Origin of the sequence: Halobaculum sp. MBLA0143, assembly GCF_041361465.1 — an archaeon.
In the GTDB taxonomy this organism is placed as follows: Archaea; Halobacteriota; Halobacteria; order Halobacteriales; family Haloferacaceae; genus JAHENP01.
Genome location: NZ_JBGKAC010000001.1, coordinates 1,437,365 through 1,460,390 on the forward strand (window position 1 = coordinate 1,437,365; position 23,026 = coordinate 1,460,390).

General features: G+C 68.6%; 22 protein-coding genes, 1 tRNA gene and 2 pseudogenes. 8 read left to right on the top strand and 17 right to left on the bottom strand.

What is annotated here, in order from left to right; all coding sequences use genetic code 11:
- Window positions 1-21: 21 nt before the first annotated feature.
- Entirely contained in the window at window positions 22-1,374 is a 1,353-nt protein-coding gene (locus RYH79_RS07415; protein WP_370900805.1) for a tRNA pseudouridine(54/55) synthase Pus10, read from the top strand.
- Window positions 1,375-1,544: 170 nt separating this feature from the next.
- On the opposite strand, the gene RYH79_RS07420 is transcribed toward RYH79_RS07415, so the two are convergent.
- Window positions 1,545-2,318, bottom strand: a complete 774-nt coding sequence (locus RYH79_RS07420; protein ID WP_370897722.1) for a CPBP family glutamic-type intramembrane protease — start codon at window positions 2,316-2,318, stop codon at window positions 1,545-1,547.
- Between the two features lie 116 nt (window positions 2,319-2,434).
- Between RYH79_RS07420 and RYH79_RS07425 the strand changes: the two genes are divergently transcribed.
- A complete protein-coding gene (locus RYH79_RS07425; RefSeq protein ID WP_370897724.1) occupies window positions 2,435-3,154 on the top strand; it encodes a metal-dependent hydrolase in 720 nt (239 codons plus the stop codon).
- Between the two features lie 176 nt (window positions 3,155-3,330).
- Here RYH79_RS07425 and RYH79_RS07430 read toward each other — a convergent pair whose 3' ends face one another.
- From RYH79_RS07430 to RYH79_RS07455, 6 genes and pseudogenes are all read right to left on the bottom strand, one after another.
- Complete coding sequence (locus RYH79_RS07430) at window positions 3,331-3,588, bottom strand: type II toxin-antitoxin system RelE family toxin (protein WP_370897726.1); 258 nt, start codon at window positions 3,586-3,588, stop codon at window positions 3,331-3,333.
- 19 nt (window positions 3,589-3,607) lie between these two features.
- Window positions 3,608-3,884: pseudogene (locus tag RYH79_RS07435) on the bottom strand (ribbon-helix-helix domain-containing protein).
- Between the two features lie 114 nt (window positions 3,885-3,998).
- Window positions 3,999-4,331 (bottom strand): chorismate mutase, encoded by a 333-nt coding sequence (locus RYH79_RS07440; RefSeq protein WP_370897728.1) that lies wholly within the window; start codon window positions 4,329-4,331, stop codon window positions 3,999-4,001.
- A gap of 152 nt (window positions 4,332-4,483) precedes the next feature.
- Window positions 4,484-5,377, bottom strand: a pseudogene (locus RYH79_RS07445) (shikimate kinase); the annotation flags it as partial.
- A gap of 47 nt (window positions 5,378-5,424) precedes the next feature.
- A complete protein-coding gene (locus tag RYH79_RS07450; RefSeq protein ID WP_370897730.1) occupies window positions 5,425-6,072 on the bottom strand; it encodes a RodZ family helix-turn-helix domain-containing protein in 648 nt (215 codons plus the stop codon).
- 50 nt (window positions 6,073-6,122) lie between these two features.
- Window positions 6,123-7,328 (bottom strand): hypothetical protein, encoded by a 1,206-nt coding sequence (locus tag RYH79_RS07455; protein ID WP_370897732.1) that lies wholly within the window; start codon window positions 7,326-7,328, stop codon window positions 6,123-6,125.
- Between the two features lie 154 nt (window positions 7,329-7,482).
- Between RYH79_RS07455 and galK the strand changes: the two genes are divergently transcribed.
- Together galK and RYH79_RS07465 are read left to right on the top strand one after the other, a co-directional pair.
- On the top strand, window positions 7,483-8,637 hold the full coding sequence (galK, locus tag RYH79_RS07460; protein WP_370897734.1) for a galactokinase: 1,155 nt from the start codon (window positions 7,483-7,485) through the stop codon (window positions 8,635-8,637).
- A 326-nt stretch (window positions 8,638-8,963) separates the two neighbouring features.
- Window positions 8,964-10,295, top strand: a complete 1,332-nt coding sequence (locus tag RYH79_RS07465) for an outer membrane protein assembly factor BamB family protein (RefSeq protein WP_370900807.1) — start codon at window positions 8,964-8,966, stop codon at window positions 10,293-10,295.
- Window positions 10,296-10,588: 293 nt separating this feature from the next.
- Here RYH79_RS07465 and RYH79_RS07470 read toward each other — a convergent pair.
- The 10 genes from RYH79_RS07470 to RYH79_RS07515 form a co-directional block, all read right to left on the bottom strand.
- Window positions 10,589-10,662, bottom strand: a tRNA-Thr gene (locus RYH79_RS07470).
- Between the two features lie 50 nt (window positions 10,663-10,712).
- Window positions 10,713-11,213 carry a GNAT family N-acetyltransferase gene (locus RYH79_RS07475; RefSeq protein ID WP_370897736.1) on the bottom strand — a complete coding sequence of 167 codons (501 nt, stop codon included), beginning with the start codon at window positions 11,211-11,213 and terminating at the stop codon, window positions 10,713-10,715.
- Window positions 11,214-11,255: 42 nt separating this feature from the next.
- A complete protein-coding gene (locus tag RYH79_RS07480) occupies window positions 11,256-12,422 on the bottom strand; it encodes an ABC transporter ATP-binding protein (RefSeq protein ID WP_370897738.1) in 1,167 nt (388 codons plus the stop codon).
- Between the two features lie 2 nt (window positions 12,423-12,424).
- Window positions 12,425-13,315 carry a carbohydrate ABC transporter permease gene (locus RYH79_RS07485; RefSeq protein ID WP_370897740.1) on the bottom strand — a complete coding sequence of 297 codons (891 nt, stop codon included), beginning with the start codon at window positions 13,313-13,315 and terminating at the stop codon, window positions 12,425-12,427.
- A 60-nt stretch (window positions 13,316-13,375) separates the two neighbouring features.
- Complete coding sequence (locus RYH79_RS07490; RefSeq protein ID WP_370897742.1) at window positions 13,376-14,371, bottom strand: carbohydrate ABC transporter permease; 996 nt, start codon at window positions 14,369-14,371, stop codon at window positions 13,376-13,378.
- 12 nt (window positions 14,372-14,383) lie between these two features.
- Complete coding sequence (locus RYH79_RS07495) at window positions 14,384-15,661, bottom strand: ABC transporter substrate-binding protein (RefSeq protein ID WP_370897744.1); 1,278 nt, start codon at window positions 15,659-15,661, stop codon at window positions 14,384-14,386.
- Window positions 15,662-15,855: 194 nt separating this feature from the next.
- The gene (locus tag RYH79_RS07500; protein WP_370897746.1) at window positions 15,856-16,452 is read right to left on the bottom strand and encodes a TetR/AcrR family transcriptional regulator; all 597 of its coding nucleotides are present in this window, start codon (window positions 16,450-16,452) and stop codon (window positions 15,856-15,858) included.
- 269 nt (window positions 16,453-16,721) lie between these two features.
- Window positions 16,722-17,231: a DUF5812 family protein gene (locus RYH79_RS07505; protein ID WP_370900809.1), complete on the bottom strand. Its 510-nt coding sequence runs from the start codon at window positions 17,229-17,231 to the stop codon at window positions 16,722-16,724.
- 118 nt (window positions 17,232-17,349) lie between these two features.
- Entirely contained in the window at window positions 17,350-18,102 is a 753-nt protein-coding gene (locus RYH79_RS07510) for a hypothetical protein (protein WP_370897748.1), read from the bottom strand.
- A gap of 569 nt (window positions 18,103-18,671) precedes the next feature.
- The gene (locus tag RYH79_RS07515; RefSeq protein ID WP_370897750.1) at window positions 18,672-19,199 is read right to left on the bottom strand and encodes a DUF8056 family protein; all 528 of its coding nucleotides are present in this window, start codon (window positions 19,197-19,199) and stop codon (window positions 18,672-18,674) included.
- A gap of 182 nt (window positions 19,200-19,381) precedes the next feature.
- Here RYH79_RS07515 and RYH79_RS07520 point away from each other — a divergent pair, with 182 nt between their 5' ends.
- The 4 genes from RYH79_RS07520 (at window position 19,382) to RYH79_RS07535 (ending at window position 22,968) form a co-directional block, all read left to right on the top strand.
- Window positions 19,382-20,689 carry a glucose-6-phosphate isomerase gene (locus RYH79_RS07520; RefSeq protein ID WP_370897752.1) on the top strand — a complete coding sequence of 436 codons (1,308 nt, stop codon included), beginning with the start codon at window positions 19,382-19,384 and terminating at the stop codon, window positions 20,687-20,689.
- A 62-nt stretch (window positions 20,690-20,751) separates the two neighbouring features.
- Window positions 20,752-21,369, top strand: a complete 618-nt coding sequence (locus tag RYH79_RS07525) for a molybdopterin-dependent oxidoreductase (RefSeq protein ID WP_370897754.1) — start codon at window positions 20,752-20,754, stop codon at window positions 21,367-21,369.
- Between the two features lie 51 nt (window positions 21,370-21,420).
- A complete protein-coding gene (locus tag RYH79_RS07530; protein ID WP_370897756.1) occupies window positions 21,421-22,251 on the top strand; it encodes a DUF63 family protein in 831 nt (276 codons plus the stop codon).
- Between the two features lie 84 nt (window positions 22,252-22,335).
- Window positions 22,336-22,968 carry a hypothetical protein gene (locus tag RYH79_RS07535; RefSeq protein ID WP_370897758.1) on the top strand — a complete coding sequence of 211 codons (633 nt, stop codon included), beginning with the start codon at window positions 22,336-22,338 and terminating at the stop codon, window positions 22,966-22,968.
- Window positions 22,969-23,026 lie beyond the last annotated feature (58 nt).

Consider the following 23,026-nt stretch of genomic DNA (forward strand, 5'->3'; position numbering starts at 1 on the left):
GACGCGGACGGCGAGGAGCCTCTGGCCCGGACACGGGCGTTGCTGTCCGGCGGGCCGATCTGTGACCACTGTCTCGGGCGGCCCTTCGCCGACCGCTCGTTCGGACTCGGCAACGACGAGCGTGGCCGCGGGCTCCGCACCGCGGTCGCGCTCGCGGACGACACGGACTACGACCCGCCGGACCCGGGCGACTGCTGGGTGTGTGAGGGGGTGTTCACTCGACTCCCGGAGTTCACCGAGCGCGCCGCGGCGGCGGTCGCGGACTTCGAGTTCGACACCTACCAGGTCGGCACGCGTGTGCCCGGTCTCCTCGCCGAGAACGACCGACTGCTCCGGGAAGACGCCGGGATGGACCCGGAGGCGGGCGAACCGCTCCGGAAGGAGCTGAATCGTGAACTCGGCAAACGGGTCGGCGCCGAGACGGAGACGGAGGTGGACTTCGAACGGCCGGACGTGCAGTTCCTGTTGGATCTAGAGGCCGACGACCTCGGGGCGACGGTCAACTCGGCGTTCGTCTACGGCCGCTACCGGAAGCTGGAACGGGACGTGCCACAGACGGAGTGGCCGTGTTCCGACTGTGCCGGCAGCGGCCGCGACGGCCGAGAGCCGTGTCCAGTCTGTGACGGGACGGGCTACCGCTACCCGGAGAGTGTCGAACAGCTCACGGCGCCGGTCGTCGAGGAGGTGATGGACGGGGTCGACGCGGCGTTCCACGGCGCCGGCCGCGAGGACGTGGACGCCCGGATGCTCGGCACCGGCCGGCCGTTCGTGATCGAGGTGGAAGAGCCCCGCCGCCGGACGGTCGACGCCGCGCGACTCGGCGAAGACATCGACGCCTTCGCCGACGGGACAGTCGAGGTGGACGGCCTGCGGCTGTGTCGCTACGAGATGGTCGAACGGGTCAAGGAGTTGGACGCCAGCAAGCGCTACCGTGCCGAGGTGACGTTCGGCGAACCCGTCACGGCGGCCGCGTTGTCCGAGGCCGCCGAGACGCTCTCGGAGACGACCGTCGAGCAGTACACCCCCAACCGGGTGGACCACCGCCGGGCGTCGCGCACCCGCGAACGGACGGCCTACGACGTGACGACGAGCCTGGACGACGCGGACCCGACGCGGGGCACCGTCGAAATCCACGGCGAGGGCGGGCTGTACGTGAAAGAGCTCGTCTCCGGCGACGACGGCCGGACGGAGCCGAGTCTGGCCGGCGAGCTCGGGGTCGACGCCGAGGTGACCGCCCTGGACGTGGTGGCAGTCGAAGGGGAGTCGGAGCCGTTCGAGCGCGAGGAGCTGTTCCGTGACGACCGCGACGTGACACCGCCGAGCGTCGAGGAGACGACCGGGGGCGACGAGGGCCTCCGAGCGGAAGACTCTTGACTGGAGAGCGATCACGTTAACACGGCACAAGAGCGTGCCGCCACACCCGAGAGTCGCACGACCCGAGGCGGGCACAGACGAGTGGTGCCGTCTGCGTCGGCCGTCGGAGGGCGTGCGCGGGCCGGGTTGTTGGGGTCCGTGGCGGATTCGCCACGGACTGGGTCCGAACCCTACAGCGGCAGGACGACACTCGTCTCGGCGACCTGACCGCCCAACAGGATCAGCGAGAACAGCATCGCGTTCCAGGTGCCGTGGATCAGCGTGGGGACGACGAGGTTGTCGGTGAGCTCGTAGGTGATCCCGAACACGAAGCTCGGGACGAGCAGAACGCCGATCGTCACCGCCCGAGCGCCGGCCCCGCCGGTGAGCGCGGTGACGTGGACCGCCGCGAACAGGACCGCCGTCAGCGTGATCGCCGTCGGCGCCGAGAACTCCTCCCGGAGGCGGTTCTGGACGGTGCCCCGGAACAGGGTCTCCTCGCAGGGGCCGATCACGACGAGCGAGGCGACGACCAACAACAACGCCAGCGAGTCCGACTGCTGGGCCACCTGGCTGGCGTTGTTCTCTGCCGGGGTGACTCCCACCAGTTGGACGACGATACTCATCCCGAGGACGAGCGCGAACACTGAGAACAGCCCCCCGACGACGAACCCGAGCTCCTTCAGACTCGGGACGCGGACGCCGAGGTACGACCGGACGTCCGACCAGGAGAACCCACGGTACACGGAGAGGTAGGCCAGCGGGAACCCCATGAACGGGACGTACTGCCCGAAGACGAGCAACACGACGATCCGGGCCTCCGTCGACACCTGCGCGCCGACCGCCCCGAGCGCGAACATGGCGAGCGCCGCGATCAGTCCGAGAACGAGCGCGAGAAGCGCTCCCCCGATCCCGAGCCCGTACCCGGAGAGAAACGCACGCGATCGAGCCGACAGCGTGACCATACTACGAGTCAGTGTCGCGCCGAACAAGACGCTTGCCCTCGGTCACTGCAGGTGACGACCGGCGGCGTGACGAGGTCGACCGGATTTATGAGCGGCGGGGTCGAACCGTCGAACGCATGGAACTCACTTGGCACGGCCACTCGACCTGGCACGTCACGCTCGACGACACGACGCTGCTGATCGACCCGTTCTTCGACAACCCGCACACGGATCTGGAGCCGGAGGACGTAGAGACGCCGGAGTTCGTCCTCCTGACACACGGCCACGCCGATCACATCGCACACGCCGGGGAGTTCGCCGACGCCACGCTGGTGGCCACGCCGGAGATCGCCGGCTACGCCGAGGCGGAACTCGGGTTCGAAGACACCGTCGGGATGAATCTCGGCGGCACGGTAGCGTGTGGCAACGCCTTCGTCACGATGCACCGCGCCGACCACACGAACGGGCTGAACACCGGGTACGAACACGAGGTCGGGATGCCCGCCGGCTTCGTGATCTCCGAACACCGGCCGACGCTGTCGTCGGACGACGACGCCGGGACGACGTTCTACCACGCCGGCGACACCGGGCTGATGACGGAGATGCGCGACGTGATCGGCGAGTACCTGGAGCCGGACGCCGCCGCCGTCCCGGCCGGCGACCACTTCACCATGGGGCCGACACAGGCCGCCATCGCGGTCGACTGGCTGGACGTCGACCACGCGTTCCCGATGCACTACGACACGTTCCCGCCGGTCGAGATCGACACCGACCGGTTCGTCGACGAGGTCGCCGCGACCGGCAGCGACGCGAACGTCGAGGTGCTGGACGGCGACGAGACGTTCACGCTGGAGTAGCGTCGGCTCGCCGCGACCGCCGACGTACTCTCGCTGGCTGGCCGTCGGGCCTCGAGTGTGCCCGCGGTCGACCCCGACGACCCGCACGAGCGACTACGACACACTGGAGTACAGTCTCGGGCTGAAGCGACTCTGAGGCGGTCACTACCACCCGGACGACGCGGCTGGAGCGTCTATCAGTCGTTGTCGGCGGTGTAGGCCCCACCGCGACGCTCGATCCGGGCGACCACCGTCCGCCGTTCGCCCTGTCGGAACGTCACGGACAGCCAGAACTCGCCGACGCGGACCTCCCTGTGTGGACTGTTCTGCAGTGGTTCACCGTAGTCCGGCGGGTCACGCCACGGCGAACTGACGGTCTCGTCCAGTCTGTCCAGTGTTCGCTCTCGCTCGTGAGCGTCGAGTGCAGCGAGGTCGTCTTCGGCGTTCGACGCCAACTCCCACGTCCAGTCGCCGTCACTCGTCGTCGTCCGCGCCGAACCGCTCGCGGGCCTCGACGGGGCTCGTGGTGCGCCCCCCGCGCATCTCTCCTTTCGGCTCGGAGCAACGCCACGAGTTCGTCGCGGTCGAACGCCGGAAACTCCGTCGCGTCCCGGGATGTGTGCCTGATGAACTCGCTGCGACTGTCGAACTCACGCCCCTGCCAGGCGTCGTCTATCTCGTCGGGAGACGACTGCGTGAGCTCGAAACTCACCGTGACGATCTCGTCGTCGTCGCCGGTCACTCCGGACAGACAGGCGTACTACTACGTCTCACTCGGTCTGTTTCGCCGAGTCGTGGCGACCGCTCGTGTGCGGAGAGGCCGTCGGCTCCGGCCCTCGATAAACCTCGATCCGTCGTCGCCGAACTACCGCTGCTCCCGTTGTTCCACCTTGTTCAGTTCGATCAGGAGTCTGAAGATCGCCTTCACCAGGTTCGAGTCCACCTCGAACTGCTGGGCGTTGTCGCCCGCGCGGTCCATCACGGCCTGTTCCTGTGCCTCGTCCGTCGTCGGGAGGTCGTGGGCGGCCTTCACGTCGGCGATGGTGTCGGCGACGTACGTCCGGCGCGCGATCAGCTCCACGAGTTCCCGGTCGATCGACCGAATCTCCTCTCGGAGTTCGTCGAGTGTCATCTCCTCGGGGTCCGACCCGCCGGCCCCGGCCTGTCCGCCCCAGTCGTCCGTCGTGTCGTCTGTCATCGGTGTCGGTCTCTTCCGCGTTCGCGTGTCTCCGTGTCCGTCTCCCCGTCCGTCGTCGTCACCGCACTCGTGTCCGTCCTTCCGTCCGTCTTCGCGTCGGTGTCCGTCGCGTCGAGTCCCCAGTCCGTCGGCGGGGCCCCGTCGCCGTGCGCGACGACCTCGGCGCCCGTCTCGCGGGTCGTCGTCTCCAGCACCTCGCCGTCGCGGTCGCGCCAGGCGTCCGCGACGGGGTCGAGCCCCTCGCCGACGGCGACGACGCTCGGTCCGGTTCCGGACAGCGACACGCCGGCGCAGTGTGGCATCGCCTCCACCGCCGGCGCCGTCGGGTACGACAGCGCCGCCGAGAACGCCAGCCCGTTGACCGTCATCGCCGTCTCGTACTCGCCCGCCAGCGCCAACTCGACGGCGTGGGACGCGACGGACGCCACCCGCTCGCAGGCGGCGGTGTCCGTCTCGGCGCTGTAGGCGCGTTCCGGCGGCGTCCAGACGACGACGTCGTGGTCGAACGCCGTCCGCGACAGGAGTTCGTCCGCCCGGTTGTCCGTGACGGTGACGCCGCCCAGCATACTCGCGGAGGCGTCGTCGAACGCGCCGGTGACGGTGACGCCCGCGTCGCGGGCCGCCGCGACACCCAGCCGACAGGCGTCCGCGAGCGAGACTGGGGTGTCGCCGTCTCTCTCGTCGCCGCTCTCCCCGTTCCGCTCGGCGACGATCGGCACGTCCAGCGCCGCGAGCGTCGCCAGCACGGTCGCGTTCGCGGCCGCAGACGACGACTTCAGCCCCGCCGCCGTCGGCACCTCGCTGGTCGTCCGAACCGTCCCCCCCTCGCCGTCGCCGTACCGTCCCGTCACGGCGGCGACACACCGCTCGATCAGCGTCGTGTCCCCGTCGGGTGCGCCGGCGATCTCGCCGGTCACCGTCTCTGTCTCCGGCGACAGCCGGACGGACGCAGTCGTCTCGGCGTCGATGGCGAACGCCGACCCGCGGCCCGTCGCCAGTGCGTTCACTACGGTGCCCGCGCCGGGCGCGACTGCACGACCGTACACGTCTCCGTAGGCGGCCCGTGAGCGAATCAAACTGGCGGTCCCGGCGGTCAGAGTTCCCGGTACTCCACGCCGCGGTACTGGAGCGCCAACTCGAACCGGTCGTCCGACTCCCGTCCACTGATCCGAGAGTCCGTCAGCTCGAACGTCTCCACCAGCCGCTCGCTGTCGCCAGGGCCGAACCCGTAGAACCGTCGTCTGACGTAGCCCACGCCCGCGAGGAACTGGTCGCCACCGATCGGGTCGTACCGAACCTCGACGCGGAGGTCGACAGTCCTGAACACCACGTCACCGCGGTTCTGGAGGTCGATGGTCACGTCACACAACGGTCCGCTGGGAGAGAACCGAACGTCGTACTCCCGCAGCTCGACGGCCAACGACCCCGGCGGCGGCGCCTGTGCCCCCTTCGGGGTCGGGCTCTCTGTCGCCGTCGGGGTTGGGCTCTCTGTCGCCGTCGGGGTTGGGCTCTCCGTCGCCGCCGGGGTTGGACTCTCCGTCGCCGCCGGGGTTGGACTCTCCGTCGCCATCGGGGTTGGACTCTCCGTCGGCGTCGGCATCGGGCTCTCCGTCGCCGTCGGGGTCTGCGGCGCAGTCGTGTCGACCGGCACCGGCGTCACCTCGTTGTCGCTGCCGAAGCCGAGACAGCCGCTCCCGACGCCCAACAGCGCGACGAGCAGTCCGCGTCGTGTCCGGTCCACACACGGCCGTTGCCGGGCAGACCGAATAAACCTGGCTCGACGCGCTCGGCTCACTCCCCCGCCAGCCAGGTTCGGTCGTGCGTCTCCCCCCAGCCGACGCGTTCCTCCCACGCGACCTCTGTCGCTCCCGTGACGAGCAGGTGTCGACCGGCCCGCGTGAAGTAGGCGTACGTCACGTCTCCGTCGAACGTGTAGTACACCCTGTTCCAGACGGTGTTGCCGACGAGCGTCGGACTCTCCCCGAACTCGTCGGTTCCGACGCGAGCGCCCGCCAGCGCCGCCCCCCGTCGTGCCGCGGCGACCGAGTCGTACGTCTGGACGTACGCTGTCCGGTCCGTGCCGACCGCCGGACTCTGGGTCCCGAACACCAGGGGCTCGCTCGCCACCTCTCCCGGGCCGCTCGTCTCCCCCTCGGTGAACGCGACGATCGTCTCGCGGCTCCGCCCTCGTCGCACCCGCAGCGGCGCGAACAACCGCAACAGCCCGCGCGTCTCCGCGTCCGACACGGCCGGTCGACCGAGATCGTACGGCGTCGGCGCCTCCGGCCGCGTCTCGTAGGCGTACGCGTCGAACCCCGTGTTCACGTCCCTGACCTGGAACAGCAACGGCGCCGTCGGGACGAACTCGCCACGCCTGGCGTACCGCACGGCCACGTTGTTGATCGGCTGTCTCGGCAGCGACTCCTCGTAGAACCGGTCGCTCGCCACTCCCTCCAGGTACTGAATCAGCCGATCGAGTTCCTCTCGAACCCGGTCGTCGTCACCCCGGCGTGCGAACCGCTCGATCGTCCCGCCGAACCCCTCCATCCGCCGGCGCAACAGGTTGTGGAGTCCGAAGTGGGGGGCGAACGCCGACTCCACTACCGCCACCTGTTCGCGGAGCGTCCGTCGGAGCCGGCGCGTCTCGGCCAGCGAGACCTCCGCTTCCGTTCGCAGCGCGACCCCCGCGTCCCTGGCCTCCCGCAGCGCCGCCTGCGCCCTGTCGACTGCCGCCGGGTACTCCGTGGCCAGCCACGTCACCTCGCCGACGAGCCGCCCGGTGCGGTCGGCGAGCTCCGGGTTCGGCGCCGGCGCCGGGGTCGCCGTCGGTGTCTCCGTCGGCGTCGTCGTCTCCTCTGGACCCACCTCCGTCCGTGCGCCGACGTCCCCGTCCGGCGCCGGCTCCGGCCGTCGGCCGGTGTCTCGGGCCACACAGCCGCCGGTCAGCGCCGTCGCCGCCACCCCCAGACGCAACGCCTCACGGCGATCCAGTCGCATACCGCTCCCTCTCGCGGGCGGGAGACGTAAACCCCGCGTTCGGGGGCTCTCCACGCGACCGGTTCTCTGGCCTCTCGGTCGCCGCTCGTCGCCCCCGACGGCTCCCGCGACGCGTCGGTGGGATTCAAACCCGTCGACCACTACGACCCGGACGATGCGTGCCGACCACGGCGTCACGGAGACGTTTGAGCAGAGGTTCGAGTCGTCGCCGACCGTGCTGTCGCGGGCCCCCGGGCGGGTGAACCTCGTCGGCGGCCACGTCGACTACAACGCCGGGATCGTCCTGCCGGCAGCCATCGACCGCGCCACCGTCGTCGCCGCCGCCCCGCGATCGGACGACACCGTCCGAGTGCACTCGGCACGAATGGACGACACCGTCACCGCGTCGCTGGGCGACGACCGCGACGACTGGGCCGCCTACGTCGTCGGCACCGCGACCGTCCTGGCGGACGACACCGATGTCTCGGCCGGGGTCGACCTGGTCGTCGGCGGCGACGTGATCGTCGGCGCCGGGGTCTCCTCGTCGGCGTCGCTAGAGGTCGCCGTCGCCGGCGCCGTCGACGCCGTCCACGACCTGGATCGGTCGCCCGAGGCGCTCGCGGACGCCTGCTGGCGCGCGGAAAACGAGGAGGTCGGGATGGCCTGCGGGATCATGGACCAGTTCGCCAGCGCGCTCGGCCAGGCGGACCACGCCCTCCGGATCGACTGCCGTTCGCGCGACGTGCGTCCCATCCCGCTCGACACCGACGCGGCCGAGCTGCTCGTCGTCGACACTACCGTCTCGCACGAACTCACCGACTCCGGGTTCAACGAGCGCGTCCGAGAGTGTCACGAGGCCACCGCCCGGCTGGACGAACTGCTGGGCAAGCGCGTCCGCTCGCTGCGCGACGTGACCCCGGACGAGGTGGCCGAACACGCCGAGACGCTCCCGGAGCCGCTCGCGGCTCGCGCCCGCCACGTCACCACGGAGATCCGACGGGTCCGCGCGGCCGCCGACGCCCTCGCAGACGGCGACTTGGCCCGCGTCGGCGACCTCCTCCGCGAGTCACACCGCAGCCTCCGGGACGACTACGAGGTGTCGTGTGCGGAACTCGACGCGGCCGTCGACGCCTTAGACACCGCCGCCGGCACCTTCGGCGCCCGCATGGTCGGCGGCGGCTGGGGTGGCAGCGCAATCGGTCTCGTCGAGCCCGACGCCCGAGAGAGCGTCGTCGACTCCGTGCGTGACGACTACCGCGACGCGACCGGGATCGACTGCGAGATCCACGCCGTGGACTTCGGTGACGGGCTGTCCGTTCGGCGGGTGTGAGTGTCCGTGAGAGGACATCTCTGGTCGCCTCGGCTGTCGGTCACTGCGTGACCGACCCCAGGTTCTATGGCGCGTCGAGTCTCCTCCAGAAGCGCCCCCTCACCCCCCCGCTAGCCTCTCGCCTCTCCTCTGACGGACGAACAGCCACCAATGTGAACGTGCGGAGAGACGACGGGTGCTGGACGATGACGCGATCGTGGTTCAGGCACTGATGGAGATGGAACCGCGTGCTACTGACCAGCGTCCGAGAGAGCTAAGATAGTTCACTCCACAGCTCATCTCTAGACGTGAGTCTAACAACCAAGCGGCGGGCGTTCCTCGCAACCGTGACCACGGGTTTCGCCAGTTCGTTGGCCGGGTGCGGTACACGGACAGCAAGTGATCCGATTGCGACCGCCCCGTCGGGTCACTGGCCCACTCGTGATCACGACTCACACAACACCGGCTACAGCCCGCGAGCAACGCCACCAGAAGAGAAGCCGACGGTCGTCTGGCGGACAACGGAACTTACGCGGTACAGCGACGCCGCCGTGACTGCCGGCCGGTTTTCACGCCCGACGCCGATCGTCATGGACGGCCGTCTGTTCGTCGGCGGTGAGGCGATCACCTGTTACGACGCCACGACGGGCGAGCGACAGTGGCGCTGTAATCGTGACAATCGGTTCGTCGTCGGCTGCGTCCACACGGATAGAGGCCTGTGTGTCGTCGAGCGAGCGAAGACGACACTGTCCGGAAGCTACTGGCCCCGAGGCTCGTTCGGTCTCGTCGACCCGGCGACGGGTACAGTCGAACACACCGTCAGCTGCGGTCTCGGCCCGTCTGCGCCCGTTACCGACGGCCGTCTCGTCGTCGTCCCAACGCAGCACGGACACGTCGGGTTCGCCGCGGACGGCACCCGCCGATGGCGTGTCGTCAACGAGAACGCCACAGAGCCGCCGGCACCGGCGGCAGTCACCGACGACTCCCTGTCGCTCCCGATGCCGACTACCGTCGGATACTACGACCGAACGGACGGCTGGCTGGCACACCTCCTCCCCGAGCCGACACGCCAGTGGAAACGCAGACCGGGACCGAGACGACGGTGGCGCTCACCCGTCGTGACCGGTGACGGAGTCGTCGTTCCGACGGTGCGTCTCGTCAATACGTTCGAACCGGAGAGTTCTGCCATCGCTCCCGGTCTCCACTGTTTCGGTGTCGACGGGGAGCGACGGTGGCACCGCCCGGTGCCGACAAAATGGATGACTGACGGTGGTCCACTGGGGTCGTTCGAGCAGTCGGTGTCGTCACCGGCGGTCGCGGACGGCGTCGGCTACGTCGTCTCTGCGCGTATTCCTCCACGCGACGACGGGTTCCCAGAGCGGACGAACACAACACTCCAAGCGTTCGAGACCGCGACTGGGGCGGAACGCTGGCGCAGGACATTCCCGGGTGAGGGGACTCGCGCGGTCGCGCCACTTGTCGCTGACGACCGAGTGTACGTTGCCCTCCCGCTGGACCGTGAGGGAGGCGGTACCGGACGCGTCGTCGCCTTCGACACACCCGGCGACCGACTGTGGTCGGTCGACGTTCCCGGTGTGCCCGTCCACCTCGCTGCCGTCGGCGATTTGTTGTACGTCACGCTCGCGCGCGGCAGGGTGATTGCGTACGGAGCCGCGTGACCGCCCCGCGGGTGGCATCTCCAACAGTCAGAGTCACACCACAGCCACTGTTCGCGCCTCCTGGCCCGCAACTGTCCCGTTCTCGCGGCTGCGTCCCCCGAACCGGCAGCGTTCTTGATTTCGGCTCGTTCGTCGTCCACTTCGCCCACAACAGAGCCTGGAGGCGACGAAGGGATTCGAACCACGGTCGCTCACTCCGTTCGCTCCCCGCTTCGAACCCCGCCTCTACGACTGTTCGCGGTCGCTCCGCTCGCGGTTCACTCCGTTCACCGCTCACGTCGCTCCCGCAGAACAGCCTGGGGCGGGATTCGAACCCGCGAAGTCTCGATTACAAGTCGAGTGCATGCACCGCCCATGCTCCCCAGGCGCACTCTGCCGTACCGCACCCGGATACGTGAGCGTGTCGCTTTCAGTCGATCAGTCTCGGATCTCCTTCTCCATCTCCACCCGGAACACCTCGTACCCGTTGCGCTCGTAGAACCGCCGTGCGTCCGTGTTTCCGGCCATCGCCTCCAACGAGACGTGCGTCACGTCGTCGGCTGCCAGCCGGTCTTCTGCGGCCGCGAGCAGGCGCCCGCCGACCCCGCGGCCACGGTACTGTTCGTCGACGAACAGGTCGTGGACGAGCCCCCGCCGGCTGTCCACGTCGTAGTCACCCTGTTCTTTGGAGAAGGTGACGAACCCGACCACCTCGTCGTCGTCGCGTGCGACGAGCAGTCCGCCGGTCACGGCGTGTTGGGCTGCGGCGTCCCGGGCGAGCTGCCGGTTCGGCTCCGCCAGGAGGTGTGAGCCGTACGCTCGTTGGTCGGTCGCGAGTCTGACCCACAGCTCCGCGACCGCGTCCACCGCCGAGATGTCGCCCGGCCGCACCCGCACGGGGTCACCGCCGTCCGTCGCCGAGCGCTCGTGTCCGGCCACGCCGCCGTAGACGGCTGCCGCCGGCTTGTGTCTTCCGGGCGGCTACAGCTCCGGCTCCGTCGTCTCCGTCTCCTCCAGGGACCGACTCTGGAGCGTCTCGCCGCTGTCGGCGTCGAACAGGTGGATCGCCGACTCCGGGATGCGCGCGACCGCCGGCTGCCCCTCGTCGACGCGACGCATCCCACCGACCGTGGCGACGAACGTCCGCTCGGAGTCCGCCGAGAACGCCAGGTAGACGTTGTTCTCGTCGCCCATCGGCTCCACCACGTCCACCGTCGTCTCGAAGTCGCGGTTGTGTTCCACCGCGCCGACGACCTCCACCGACTCCGGCCTGATCCCCAGCGTGACGTGGGTCGTGTCGCCCAGCGACTCCCGCGTGTCCGCCGAGACGGGGTAGGTGAACTCCCCCGCGGCCGTGTCGCCGCCGGGCGCGTGGACGAGTTCGTCGCCGCGGGCCTCCATCTCGAAGAAGTTCATCGACGGCTCGCCGATGAACCCCGCGACGAACCGGTTTGCGGGCTGGTGGTACGCCTCCAACGGCGTCGCCACCTGCTGGAGTTCGCCGTCGTTCAGGATGGCGATCCGGTCGCCCATCGTCATCGCCTCCGTCTGGTCGTGGGTGACGTACACCGTCGTCGTGTCCAGGTCCTCCTGGAGCCGTTGGAGCTCCGTCCGCATCTCCGACCGGAGCTTGGCGTCCAGGTTCGACAACGGCTCGTCCATCAGGAACACCTCCGGCTCCCGGACGATCGCCCGCCCGAGCGCCACCCGTTGACGCTGGCCGCCCGACAGCTCCGCCGGCTTCCGCTCCAACAGCTCCGCGATCTCGAGCAGTTCCGCCGTGTCGTCCACGAGCGTCCGGATCTCGTCGTCCGACATCTCCGTCGACTCCTCGAGTCCGAACGACATGTTTCCCCGGACCGTCATGTGGGGGTACAGCGCGTACGACTGGAACACCATGGCGATGTCCCGATCCTGCGGCTTCCGGTTGTCGATCACGCGGTCGCCCAGCCGGATGTGGCCGTCCGTCACCGTCTCCAAGCCGGCGATCATCCGGAGCGTCGTCGACTTCCCGCAGCCCGACGGGCCGACGAGCACCAGGAACTCCCCGTCCGGCACGTCGATCGATACGTCCTCGACGGCGACCACCTGGCCGCCGTCGTCGTCAGTGAACACCTTCGTCAGGTCGTCCAGTTGGAGTCGTGACATGGTTACGTGGCCACCCCCTTGGCGAACTCCTCGCCGAACAGCACGTACACCGCCAGCGTCGGTAGGGCCGCGACGAACGCCCCGGCCATCCGTAGTCCGAAGATCGTCCCGCTCTGTGACGCCCCCAGCCCGGCGAGGATCAGCGTAACCGGGGCCGCCGCCGACGACTCCGCCTGCACCAACACGAGCGCGAACAACAGGTCGTTCCAGATCTGGGTGAACTGGTAGATCAACACGACCGCGAACATCGGCGTCGACAACGGGAACACGATCCGCCGGTACGCCCGCCTGACGGTCGCCCCCTCGAGTCGTGCCGACTCCAGCATCTCCTCGCTCATCCCCTTGTAGTACGACCGGAACAGGATCGTACAGATCGGGATGCCGTACGCAGTGTGTGTGATGATGAGTTCTACGATCCCGGCGTAGGCGCTCTCGATCCCGAGCAGCCCCCAGATCCCCAGCTGTGACAGACCGAGGATCGAGAAGAACCGCGTCAGCGGCACCAGGACCGCCTGGTACGGGATGAAGATCCCGGCGACGAACAGGAGCAACACGCCGACCTGGCCCCGCCAGTCCGTCAGAGTGAGCCCGTAGGCGGCGAAGCTGCCGAACAACGCCGACAGGATCGTCGCCGGCACGGCGTACAGCAGACTGTTCACCATCCCCGGGAGCAGCTCGGACACCGCCGTCGCGTAGTTACCGAGGGTGAACCCCTCCAACGACGGCACGATCGGCGAGGTCGTGCTCACCGCGCTCGGCGTCTTCAGCGAGGTGACGATCCCCGTCTCGATCGGCGTCAGGAAGAACGTCAAGAGGACTCCCAGAGAGAGGTACAGCCCGATGCGGTACGGGTTCAGGTCGAACCCCTCCTCGTTCGCGTCGAGTGTGCTCACGCGACCACCTCCGAGCGGTGCGTCCGTCCGTGTTCGTGTGTGCGTGTCATCGTGTCGGTGTCAGAGGTTGTCGTTCGTGTACTCGTAGTAGAGGTACGGGCCGATCACGCCCAGCGCCATCAGGAACAACAGGATGGCGATGGCGGAGCCGTACGCCCAGTTCTGGTTCTGGAACGCCTCCCGCACCATCTTCGTCGCCAGGATGTCCGCCCCGTTGGGCGGGCGGTACCCCCCGACGAGCGCGAACAGGAAGTCGAACGCCTTCAGCGCGAACACCATCAGGACGACCGACGCCGAGACGGTCGCGCTCTTCAGCTGTGGGACGATCACGCGCCAGTACATCTTCAGGACGGAGGCACCGTCCACCCGAGCAGCCTCGAAGTGTTCCGTCGGAATCGCCCGCAGCGCGGCGAGGTACACCACCATCGTGTAGCCGGAGAACTGCCACACGAGCGCGAGCACCACCGCCGCCAACACGAGCGTCTGGTTGCCGATGAAGGCGAACGGCCCGACGCCGATCACGCCGAAGAGGTTGTTCAACACCCCGTCGTAGTCGTATATCCACAGCCAGAACTGTGCCGTGACTACGAACGACAGACTCATCGGCAGGAGGTAGATCGTCCGGAACGTGTTCTCGAACCTGATGTTACGATCGACGAGGATCGCAATCACGAGCCCGAACGCCAACGACACTACGGTGAACCCGACCAGCAACACGAGCGTGTTCACGCCCGCCGTCACCACCTGCGTGGACGAGAACGCCTGGGCGTACATGTCGAAGTCCAGGTCGGTGTAGTCCGGGTTGGCGAACCCCTCGTAGTCCGTCAGGCTGATGACGACGTTCCAGACGACGGCGCCGTAGACGAACAGCCCGACGAGCGCCGCCGGCGGCAGCCAGAACGGCGCCGACTCCAGGAAGTCCTCCCCCACCCGGTCGGCGAGACGTTCGCGGACGCCACTGTCTGCCGGGACCCCGCCGTCCGTGACCGTCTCCTCCTCGTCGTCGGTACCCACCACACGCTCCAGCACTTGTCGCACGTACGAAAAAGTGGTCATCGTTGGGCTACGTTACGACTGGAGCGTCGAGACGAACGACTCGGTCGCCGAATCGACGTTGTACGGCCCGGTGAAGTCGCTCGTCAGTGCGCTCTTCAGCGAGCTGACCTGCTCCGGCTGGGCCGCCAGCCCGTGTGCCAGCGTCGGCGGCTTCTCGTTCGCCTCGGCGAAGTCCTGGATCGTCTCCTGGAGGTACGGGCCGAACTCGCTCTCGTCGACGTCCGTCCGAGTCGGGATGGACCCCTTGAACTTGTTGAACGCCACCTGGGCGTCCTTGGAGCCGACGAACCGCATCCACGTCTCCGACGCCTCCGGAGACGGATTGTTCGACGGGTAGAGGAACGCGTCCGTGTGGAAGGTGTACATCCCCTCCGTCCCGGGGAACGTCTTGAAGCCCCAGTCTTCGTCGTACGCGAAGTCCTCTCTGTTCCGGAAGGCACCGGCCGCCCAGTTACCCTGGTGGATGAACGCGGCGTCGCCGTCCATGATCATCTGGTTGGCGCCCGTGAAGCCGGTGGAGGCGGCACCGTTCTCGATGTACTCGTCCAGCATGGTCTTCGTGACCGAGAAGGCCTCCCGGACGGCTCCCTTCGAGCCACCGTTGTTGACGAAGTCCATGTAGGAGTCGACGCCGCCGGTCGACAGCATCACCGCCGCCCACAGCTGGAGTGTCGTCCACGGCGCCTTCATGCCGTGTGCCAGCGGCACCGCGTCCGTCTCCGAGGCGACGGTGTCCATCGCGTCCATCAGCTTCGACGCCGAGTCCAGCGAGTCGGGATCGACGCCGGCGTCCTCCAGGACGCTCACGTTGTAGAACAGGCAGTTGAGCCGGTGAGAGCCGATGGGCACCGCGTGGTAGGTGCCGTCCTGTCGGCACAGCTCGGCCGCCTCTTCGACGTGTGCCTCCGCGAGGCCGTCGTCACCCTCCCAGACGCTGGAGATGTCCCCGAGGACACCCTCGTACCGTGCGAAGTTCTTGCCCGGCCAGTCCTGGAAGGCGCTCGGTGGGTCGTCGTTCGAGAACCGCGTGTTGAGCACGCTCTTGAGGTTCTGGTTGGCCCCTCCACCGATGGCCTTGAAGTTCGACGCCACGTCGGAGTGTTGCTCGTTCCAGACGGAGATCAGGTTCTCGACCGCCTTCTTCCCGTCACCCCCCGTCCAGGCGTGCAACACCTCTAGTTCGTTCGATGCACCGTCACCGCCGCCGCTCGCACAGCCGGCGGCTGCCAGTGTCGCTCCGACGCCTGCGGCACCTTTCAGGTACCGTCTCCGTGTGATTTCGTCTGTCATAGTGAGTCCTCGGTGGCACGGCGCTCCACGCGGACACAGTGCACACCACTGTGAGCCGTCCCCGTGAAACGTAGCCACACTGTCCACCTGGTGGGTAACACTTACTACATAAATTGTTTACGTTCGAAAATTCTCGGTCACCACAACAGCTGTTGTGGCAACTGCAGCACAGGCCGTGACGCCGTTCACGTCGCTCACGTCTCCCGGACACAGTCGTCGAGGTACCGGCGGATCGCCCGGCGCGTGCGGGCCACCGTCTCCGGGTCGTCGAGTGTCACCGCGCGTTCCAGTCCGCCGTAGGCGGTCGCGTAGAGGAACTCCGCCGTCTCCTCCGGGTCGACCGGCCGGAACACCCCCGTCTCCGTGCCCGCCCGGAGTGCGTCCGCCAGCAGTCCCAGGATCACCTCGTCGGATCGGCTGAACCGCTCGTGGAACGTCTCCGAGTGGGGCGCGTTCGCCCGAATCTCCAACAACGCCCGCCGGAAGCGCATCCCTTCTTCGTCCAACTCCGGCGGCAACAGCCTGTCGAGCACCGCCCACAGTCGTTCCTCGGGGTCGCCGTCCGCGGTCGCCGTCAGGTCCGACTCCAGTCTGTCCAGCATGAATCGGAGGAAGTCCTCCAGAAGCGCCTCCTTGTCGTCGTAGTGGTAGTACAGCAGCGACTTGCTCTTCTCGAACTCCGCCGCGATGGCGGAGATGGTCGTGTCGGCGTAGCCGTTCGCACACAGCGCCCGGTAGGCTGCCTCGACGATCGCCGCCTCCGTGTCGTCGGACACCTCCGACTCTGTCATTGTCGGACGTTACGAGAGCCCGGACATAACCCCGGCGCTCACCGTTCGAGCCCACCGTCGACCGACCACTCCGACGCCGGCCCCGCGAGCCACCCCAGCCGAGTCGCTCGCTCGCGCTCGCGGTTTTCCCGCGCGTTCGCAGTCGACGGGCAGCCGCGGCGTGCGCCGCCAGTCTGGCGTCCGGGGTGCCGACGCCCGTCACACTCCTGCGGGACGCCGCCGCAGTCTGTCGTACGAGCGACACAGACAGAGTCGTCGCAACGACGGTGCTACGGGAGGTACCGCACGGAGACGACCCCCTCCTCCGATCGCACCTCGACGTGCGACGCCCCGGCGCGGGCGGCCTGGAGCAGCCGCGTCTCCCGGTCGTTCACCACGTCGTCGACGGCGACCTCCGTCCGGTCGTCCGGCACCGTCAGGACGTGCAACTCCCCGTCGCCGGCGCGCTCCTGCCGTGTCACCTCGCCGACGGACTGCTCGGCGGCGATCTCGCGGGCCTGCGTCGTCGGCGTCTCCCCGCTCGCGCGCACGGCCACCTCGCGGCGCTCGGCCACCTCCCGGACGTCGTACGTCACCCCCATCGGCGGCTCCGGCGTCACCGTCGCCTCGATCACCGTCTCCGCGTCCAGACCCGGGTTCTCCGACAGCGTGTGGACCTGCCCGGTGTCGGCGTCCCGCAACACTGCCGACTCTTCGTCTGCGTGGGTCACGAGGAACGTCCCCGTGACGGCCTCGTCGTCCGTGTCCGCCTGCTCGTCTGACGCGTCCGACTCGTCGATCTCGGCGGCCAACTCCGCCGCGAGTTCGGCGGGGTCGACCGCCTCGCCCGGCGTGTCGTCTGTCACGGGTCGCAGTAGACGCTGCGTGGGTTTCGGGGTTTCGTCACGCGGGCGTCGATCAGCAGTTCGTGTACTCGTCGTCTCGTTCCGAGTAGTTGATCTGGGTGAATCCCATTTCGTCCTTGTGGCCCTGGTTGCAGTAAGAGAGGGTCATCTCTCCCTCGAAGCCCGTAGAGAAGCCGCAGACTTCCAGAGTCTCGTACGTGTGGACGTACTTACCGCCGAAAGTGGTCGACCCACTCCACCCGCTCTCCTTGGTGACAGAGCAGCCACCGTAGCCGGCAGCCGACCCACCCGATCCCAGGTTCGCGTAGTCGTCGAACTTGAAGCTCACTCCGTTCAGGGCGTTGTCGCGGCTGTAGAACGAGACGTTTCCGGACGTCTCTGCGGAGTCCTCGGCGTACTGGAAGGCGTCGGCCGGCCACGCGAACGAGAAGAGGTCCTCTTCCGGTTCGCCGGCCCCACTGCTCGCGTCCCAGTCGAAGTAGTACTCCACGTAGATGTCGTACGGATCTGGATTACAGTTGATGTGGTAAGCGATGATGTTCAGGCTGACACTCAGCTCACTGTCGCTCAACTGCTGTGTCGATGCTCCGTCGGTCGAGTTGGACTGGTGGTACAGTGTGTCCGTCGTCCCCTTCGACGTGGTGGCGTAGCCCCGTCGTTCGAGATACTGGAGGAACTTGTCGTTGTCTCCCGTGGCCTCACGAACCTCGCGCGCTTGCTCGATTACGTCGTCGAGTGTCTGATCTGCAGTGGCCGGACTGGACGCCAGCGAGAGCGAGACGCCAGCACCGAGTGTCTTGAGCACTGTTCTTCGACGTGGGCTCGTGGTATTCTCGTTCGCCACACCAAGAGACAATCTGAATCTAACTTAGTTGTTTCTAGCTCACTTTGCGACTTTCTCACTCTAGTGGTTTTTTATTCCTGGAAAGAACAGAATCCGGCGTGGACAGACGTACTTACGCTTCGACCCTGATTGCAGCTACTGCCGGGCTAGCCGGCTGTGCCACACTAGAGACGGAGTCTCGGTCCTCCACTGTCGCAGCCGACGACAGAGTAACACTCCGAGCTGTCAGGGTAAAAAACCATTCTGATCGTGAGTCGAAAGTCAACGTAACTGTCGTCCGAAACGGGTCGAACCAGTTCTGGTCGCAGTTGGACGTGCCAGCGGACGGCCAGAGGACACCTAACACGAACTGGCCGACATCGGGTGAGTCGTTCGTTGTCGTGTGCCAGTGTTCGACGTACACCAGCACGGAGATCGCGTCGATGGAGCACGAGAACAACGACAGGGGGGTCCCGTACGAGATGCTGTTCGTGATCGAGGAGGCGGGAGACATCGAACAGAGGTTGCTCACAGTCGAGGGGATCTGAACCTCACCGCCGGAGGTAGTGGACGACGGCGATCACGGCCGCGCCGGCGGCGGGAATCGCCAGCGCGTACACGGACGGCAGGTCGTAGAGGAACGACACGAGCGGCGCGAGCGGGCCGCTGGGGGTCTGTTGGAACTGTGCCGGCGCGCTGGCGACGACGAGTCCGTACAGCGAGACGACGAAGGTGTAGCCCGCCAGCGCCAGCCCGGCCTCGTAGCCGCGGCGGCGGTCGGCGCCACGCCGGCGGCTCCGCGCCACCAACAACACGGGCGTGACGGTCGGGGCGACCGCCGCCAGCCCGACCAGGATCACGAACGCCCGGGCGATAGAGAAGCGGGCCCCGGCGGTCGCGCCCAGCTGTTGGACCAGCGCCAGCGTGAACACGACGGCGAGGAACACCGCGACGAGCGCGCTGACGACGGCGTACGACCGGAACAGCCACGACTCCGACCGCCGGGCGGCGTACGGGAACGCGCCGAGGAGTCCACCGTACGCGCGTTCCCGGTCGTCGCCCGTCTCCGTCTCTGTCATCGACCGAGCTACGACGGCGGCCCGGAAAAGCGCCGCGTCTCGGACGGGCGGGCTCCCGGGCGCCCGCGACGAACGACCGAGTCCGACGAACGACCGAGTCCGACGAACCGATTACGACGACCGGTACGCGACGACGGGCTGCGGTAGCCACGGTTTTTGTCCCTCCCCGTCCCGGCTCCGGTATGGAAGTCGACATCGGGAACGCTCTCGACGGCGCGCTGGGGCTGACGGAGACCGACCTGGAGACGCTAGACGAGTCGGTGGCGACGGCACACGAACGGATCGAGCGGGGCCGCCGCGACCGAGACCACGGCTACGCCGCGCTCGCGCTGCCGGAGACGGTCGACACGACGGCGATCCGCGAGACGGCGCGGGCCGCCCGCGAGCGTGCAGTGGGCGACGGCGAACTGGACGCCGTCGTGACGGTCGGAATCGGGGGGAGCGCACTCGGCGCGGTGACGCTCACGGACGCGCTCGCGGCGGGGGACACGGCCGCGTTCGCGCTCGACAACGTAGATCCGGCGTGGGTCGACCGTCGGCTGGCCGAGGTCGACCTCTCGCGGACGGTCGTGAACGTCGTCTCCCGCTCGGGCACGACCGCGGAGACGCTGGCGAACTTCCTCGTCGTCCGGGAGGCGATGGCCGACGCCGGCGTCGACTGGACGGACCACACCGTCGTGACGACCGGCGACTCCGGCAACCTCGCCGCGGCGGCCGAGACGCACGACCTCCCGCGGCTGGCCGTCCCGGAGGGTGTCCCCGGGCGCTTCTCGGCGCTGTCGGCGGTCGGGCTGCTCGTCCCGGCGCTCGTCGGCGTGGACGTCGACGCCGTCGTCGCCGGCGGCGCTCGGGCTGCCGACTCGCTCGCGCCGTCGTTGTTCGACTGCCCGGCGTACGCCTACGGGGCGACGGCGTACGCGCTGGCCGAACGCGGCGCGGCGGTGAACGCCGTGCTGCCGTACGCGGAGTCGTTGGAGCGGTACGCGGAGTGGTTCGCACAGCTGTGGGCGGAGTCGCTCGGCAAGGACGGTCGCGGCCAGACCCCAGCCCGAGCGTTGGGTGTCACCGACCAGCACTCACAGCTCCAACTGTACCGCGCCGGCCCGGCCGACAAGCTCGTCACGCTCGTCCGGGTCGCAGACGGCCCGGACCGACCGATTCCGGCGACGGACCTGGACGGGCTGTCGTACCTCGCGGACGGTAGCCTCCGGGAGCTCCTGGACGCCGAACTGCGGGCGACGGAGGCCAGTCTGGCGGCCGCCGGTCGGGAGAACGTCCGGATCCAACTGGAGCGGGCCGACGCCGCGGCCGTCGGCGAACTGCTGTACGCCAGCGAGGCGGCGTGTGTCCTGTTCGGCGAACTCGCGGACGTGGCGACGTTCACGCAGCCGGCCGTCGAGTGGGGGAAAGCCGCCGCTCGCGGACTCCTCGGCGAGCCGACCGACGAGTCCGAGCAGGTGCGGGAGAAGCGCGAACTGATCGTCGACTGATCGGTCGCCCTCCCGCCGGCGGCTCCGACACGCTTTGGTGTGGCCCGCCCCACGCTCCGGACGTGACAGCAGACACGGACGAGAGCGTCGACGCCGACGTGACCGACCTCTGGGAGTCGCACGGGGACGAACGGCTGCCGCCCGGCCAGCGCCAGACGGACCGGTTCCCGGTGCTCTCGAAGTCCGGTACGCCGGACCAGAACCGCGAGGACTGGACGTTCGAGGTGTGGGGTGCGGTCTCCGAGCCGCTCGAACTCGACTGGGAGGCGTTCCAAGACCTACCGGCCGTCACCCAGCGCCAGGACTTCCACTGTGTGACCGGCTGGTCGAAGTTCGACTGTGCGTTCACGGGCGTGCCGTTCGGGGAGATCGCCGAGCGGGCGGGGGTCCACCACGACGCCGTCCACGTCATGTTCCACGCCGCCGACGGCTACACGACGGATCTCCCGTTGGCGGAGTGTGACCGCGAGGAGGTGTTGTTCGTCTACGGCTACGACGACGACAGCCTCCCGCGGGACCACGGCGGCCCGCTCCGGGTCGTCACGCCCCACAAGTACGCCTACAAGGGCGCGAAGTGGGTGACGGGCGTCGAGTTCCTCACGGAGCCCGAACGGGGGTACTGGGAGAAACGAGGCTACTCCGACACGGCCGACCCCTGGGCGGAGGACCGTTACAGCTGATCGAGCGTCGGAACCGGGTGACTTTACGTCGTGGGTCGACTCCACCCGGTCATGTTCGGTCTACGCCCGTCGGTCGTGCCGGCACAGCTCCTGCCCGAGGGGTTCGCGCTGCCGCCGACGCCGTACGTCGTCGGCTCGTTGCTCGCGGTCGCCGGGGTCGCCTGGGGGCTCTCCCGGCGTGACCTCGCCTTCGGTGAGGAACACGTTCTCGCAGCCGTGCCGTGGATGGTCGTCGGCGCCGCCGGCCACGTCCTGTTCGTCGTGGAGGCCGTCCCCGCGGTCGCGGCGCCGTTGTTCGGCACGCCGGCGGTGTACGTCACCGCCGCAGTCGTCGGCGGAGCCGTCTGGCTCGCCGCCGACGTCGTCGGTGTCTCGGTCGTACGGACGCTGGCGGTCGTCGGGAGCGTCACCGCCGTCGCTGCCGTGGGTGCCGTCCTCGTCACGGCCGAGACGGTCGCGGCGACGCTGCCGGCCGGCGGGCTCCTCTCCGGCGTCGGACTCGGCTGGCTCGCCGCGCGACTGCTCGCCCGGCTCCGGCCGGAGACTCGGGTCGCCGGCGCCGCCGGCACGCTCGCGGTCGTCGCCCACGGCGTCGACGGCGTCACGACCGCCGTCGGCGTCGACCTCCTGGGGTTCGGCGAGCGGACGCCGTTGTCGGCGTTGATCCTGGAGGCTTCGGCGGCGCTGCCGACTGCGGCGACGCTCGGCACCGGCTGGCTGTTCGTCCTCGTCAAGCTACTGGTCGCGGCCGTCGCGGTCGCGCTCGTCGCGCCGACCGTCGCCGAGACGGACCGCGAGGGGTACGCCCTGTTGGCCGTCGTCGCCGCCGTCGGTCTCGGGCCAGGCGTCCACAACGCGCTCCTGTTCACCGTCGCCGCCTGACCCGCCGGCGTGTGGAAAGCCTGATTGCCGTTCGGACCAAGGAGACATGTGACCGAACGACGACGCTTTCTCGGAGTCACCGGTGTGACAGTTGCGGCGCTCCTGACCGGCTGTGCCGGCCGTAGCACGGGCGGTGCAGAGGGGACAGAGACGGACACGGCGACCGTCACGGACAGCCCGACTGCGACCGCCTCGCCGACCGCGACCGACAGCCCGACCGCGACGGAGTCGGGTGACGGCTACGGCGACGGCTACGGCTCCGGCGGCGACGACTACGACACCGCGACCCCGACGGAGGAACCGACACCGACGGCGACGGCCGAGCCAACCGCGACTGCGACCGACGAGCCGACTGCGACCGCGACACCCCGCAGCGTGAACGTGGTCCTGAACAACGTCGGCGCGCGAGCCTGGCGGTTCGGCGACAGCGGCGTCGCCGGCGACGGGGAGAATCCGACACTCACCCTGGAGCCCGGGACGCGCTACGTCGTCGAGAATCGTGGCTACGGCGTCCACCCGTTCGCACTGTTGGACGGCAGCGGCAGCCCGTTGCTGTCACAGGACGCGACCGGCGGGTTCGAGGACGACCCCGCCGTCGCCTGGCGCGACGACGGCTCGGAGTTCGCGTTCACCGTCACCTCGGAGCTGGCCGCGGCCGCCGAGTCGTACGTCTGCACCGTCCACGGTGCGATGCGCGGGACAGTCGAGACGGCCTGACGCCGCGATCTGCTCGTCGCGCGCGGGAGTGGAGTCGCCGAGCGAGCGCGAGAGTGAA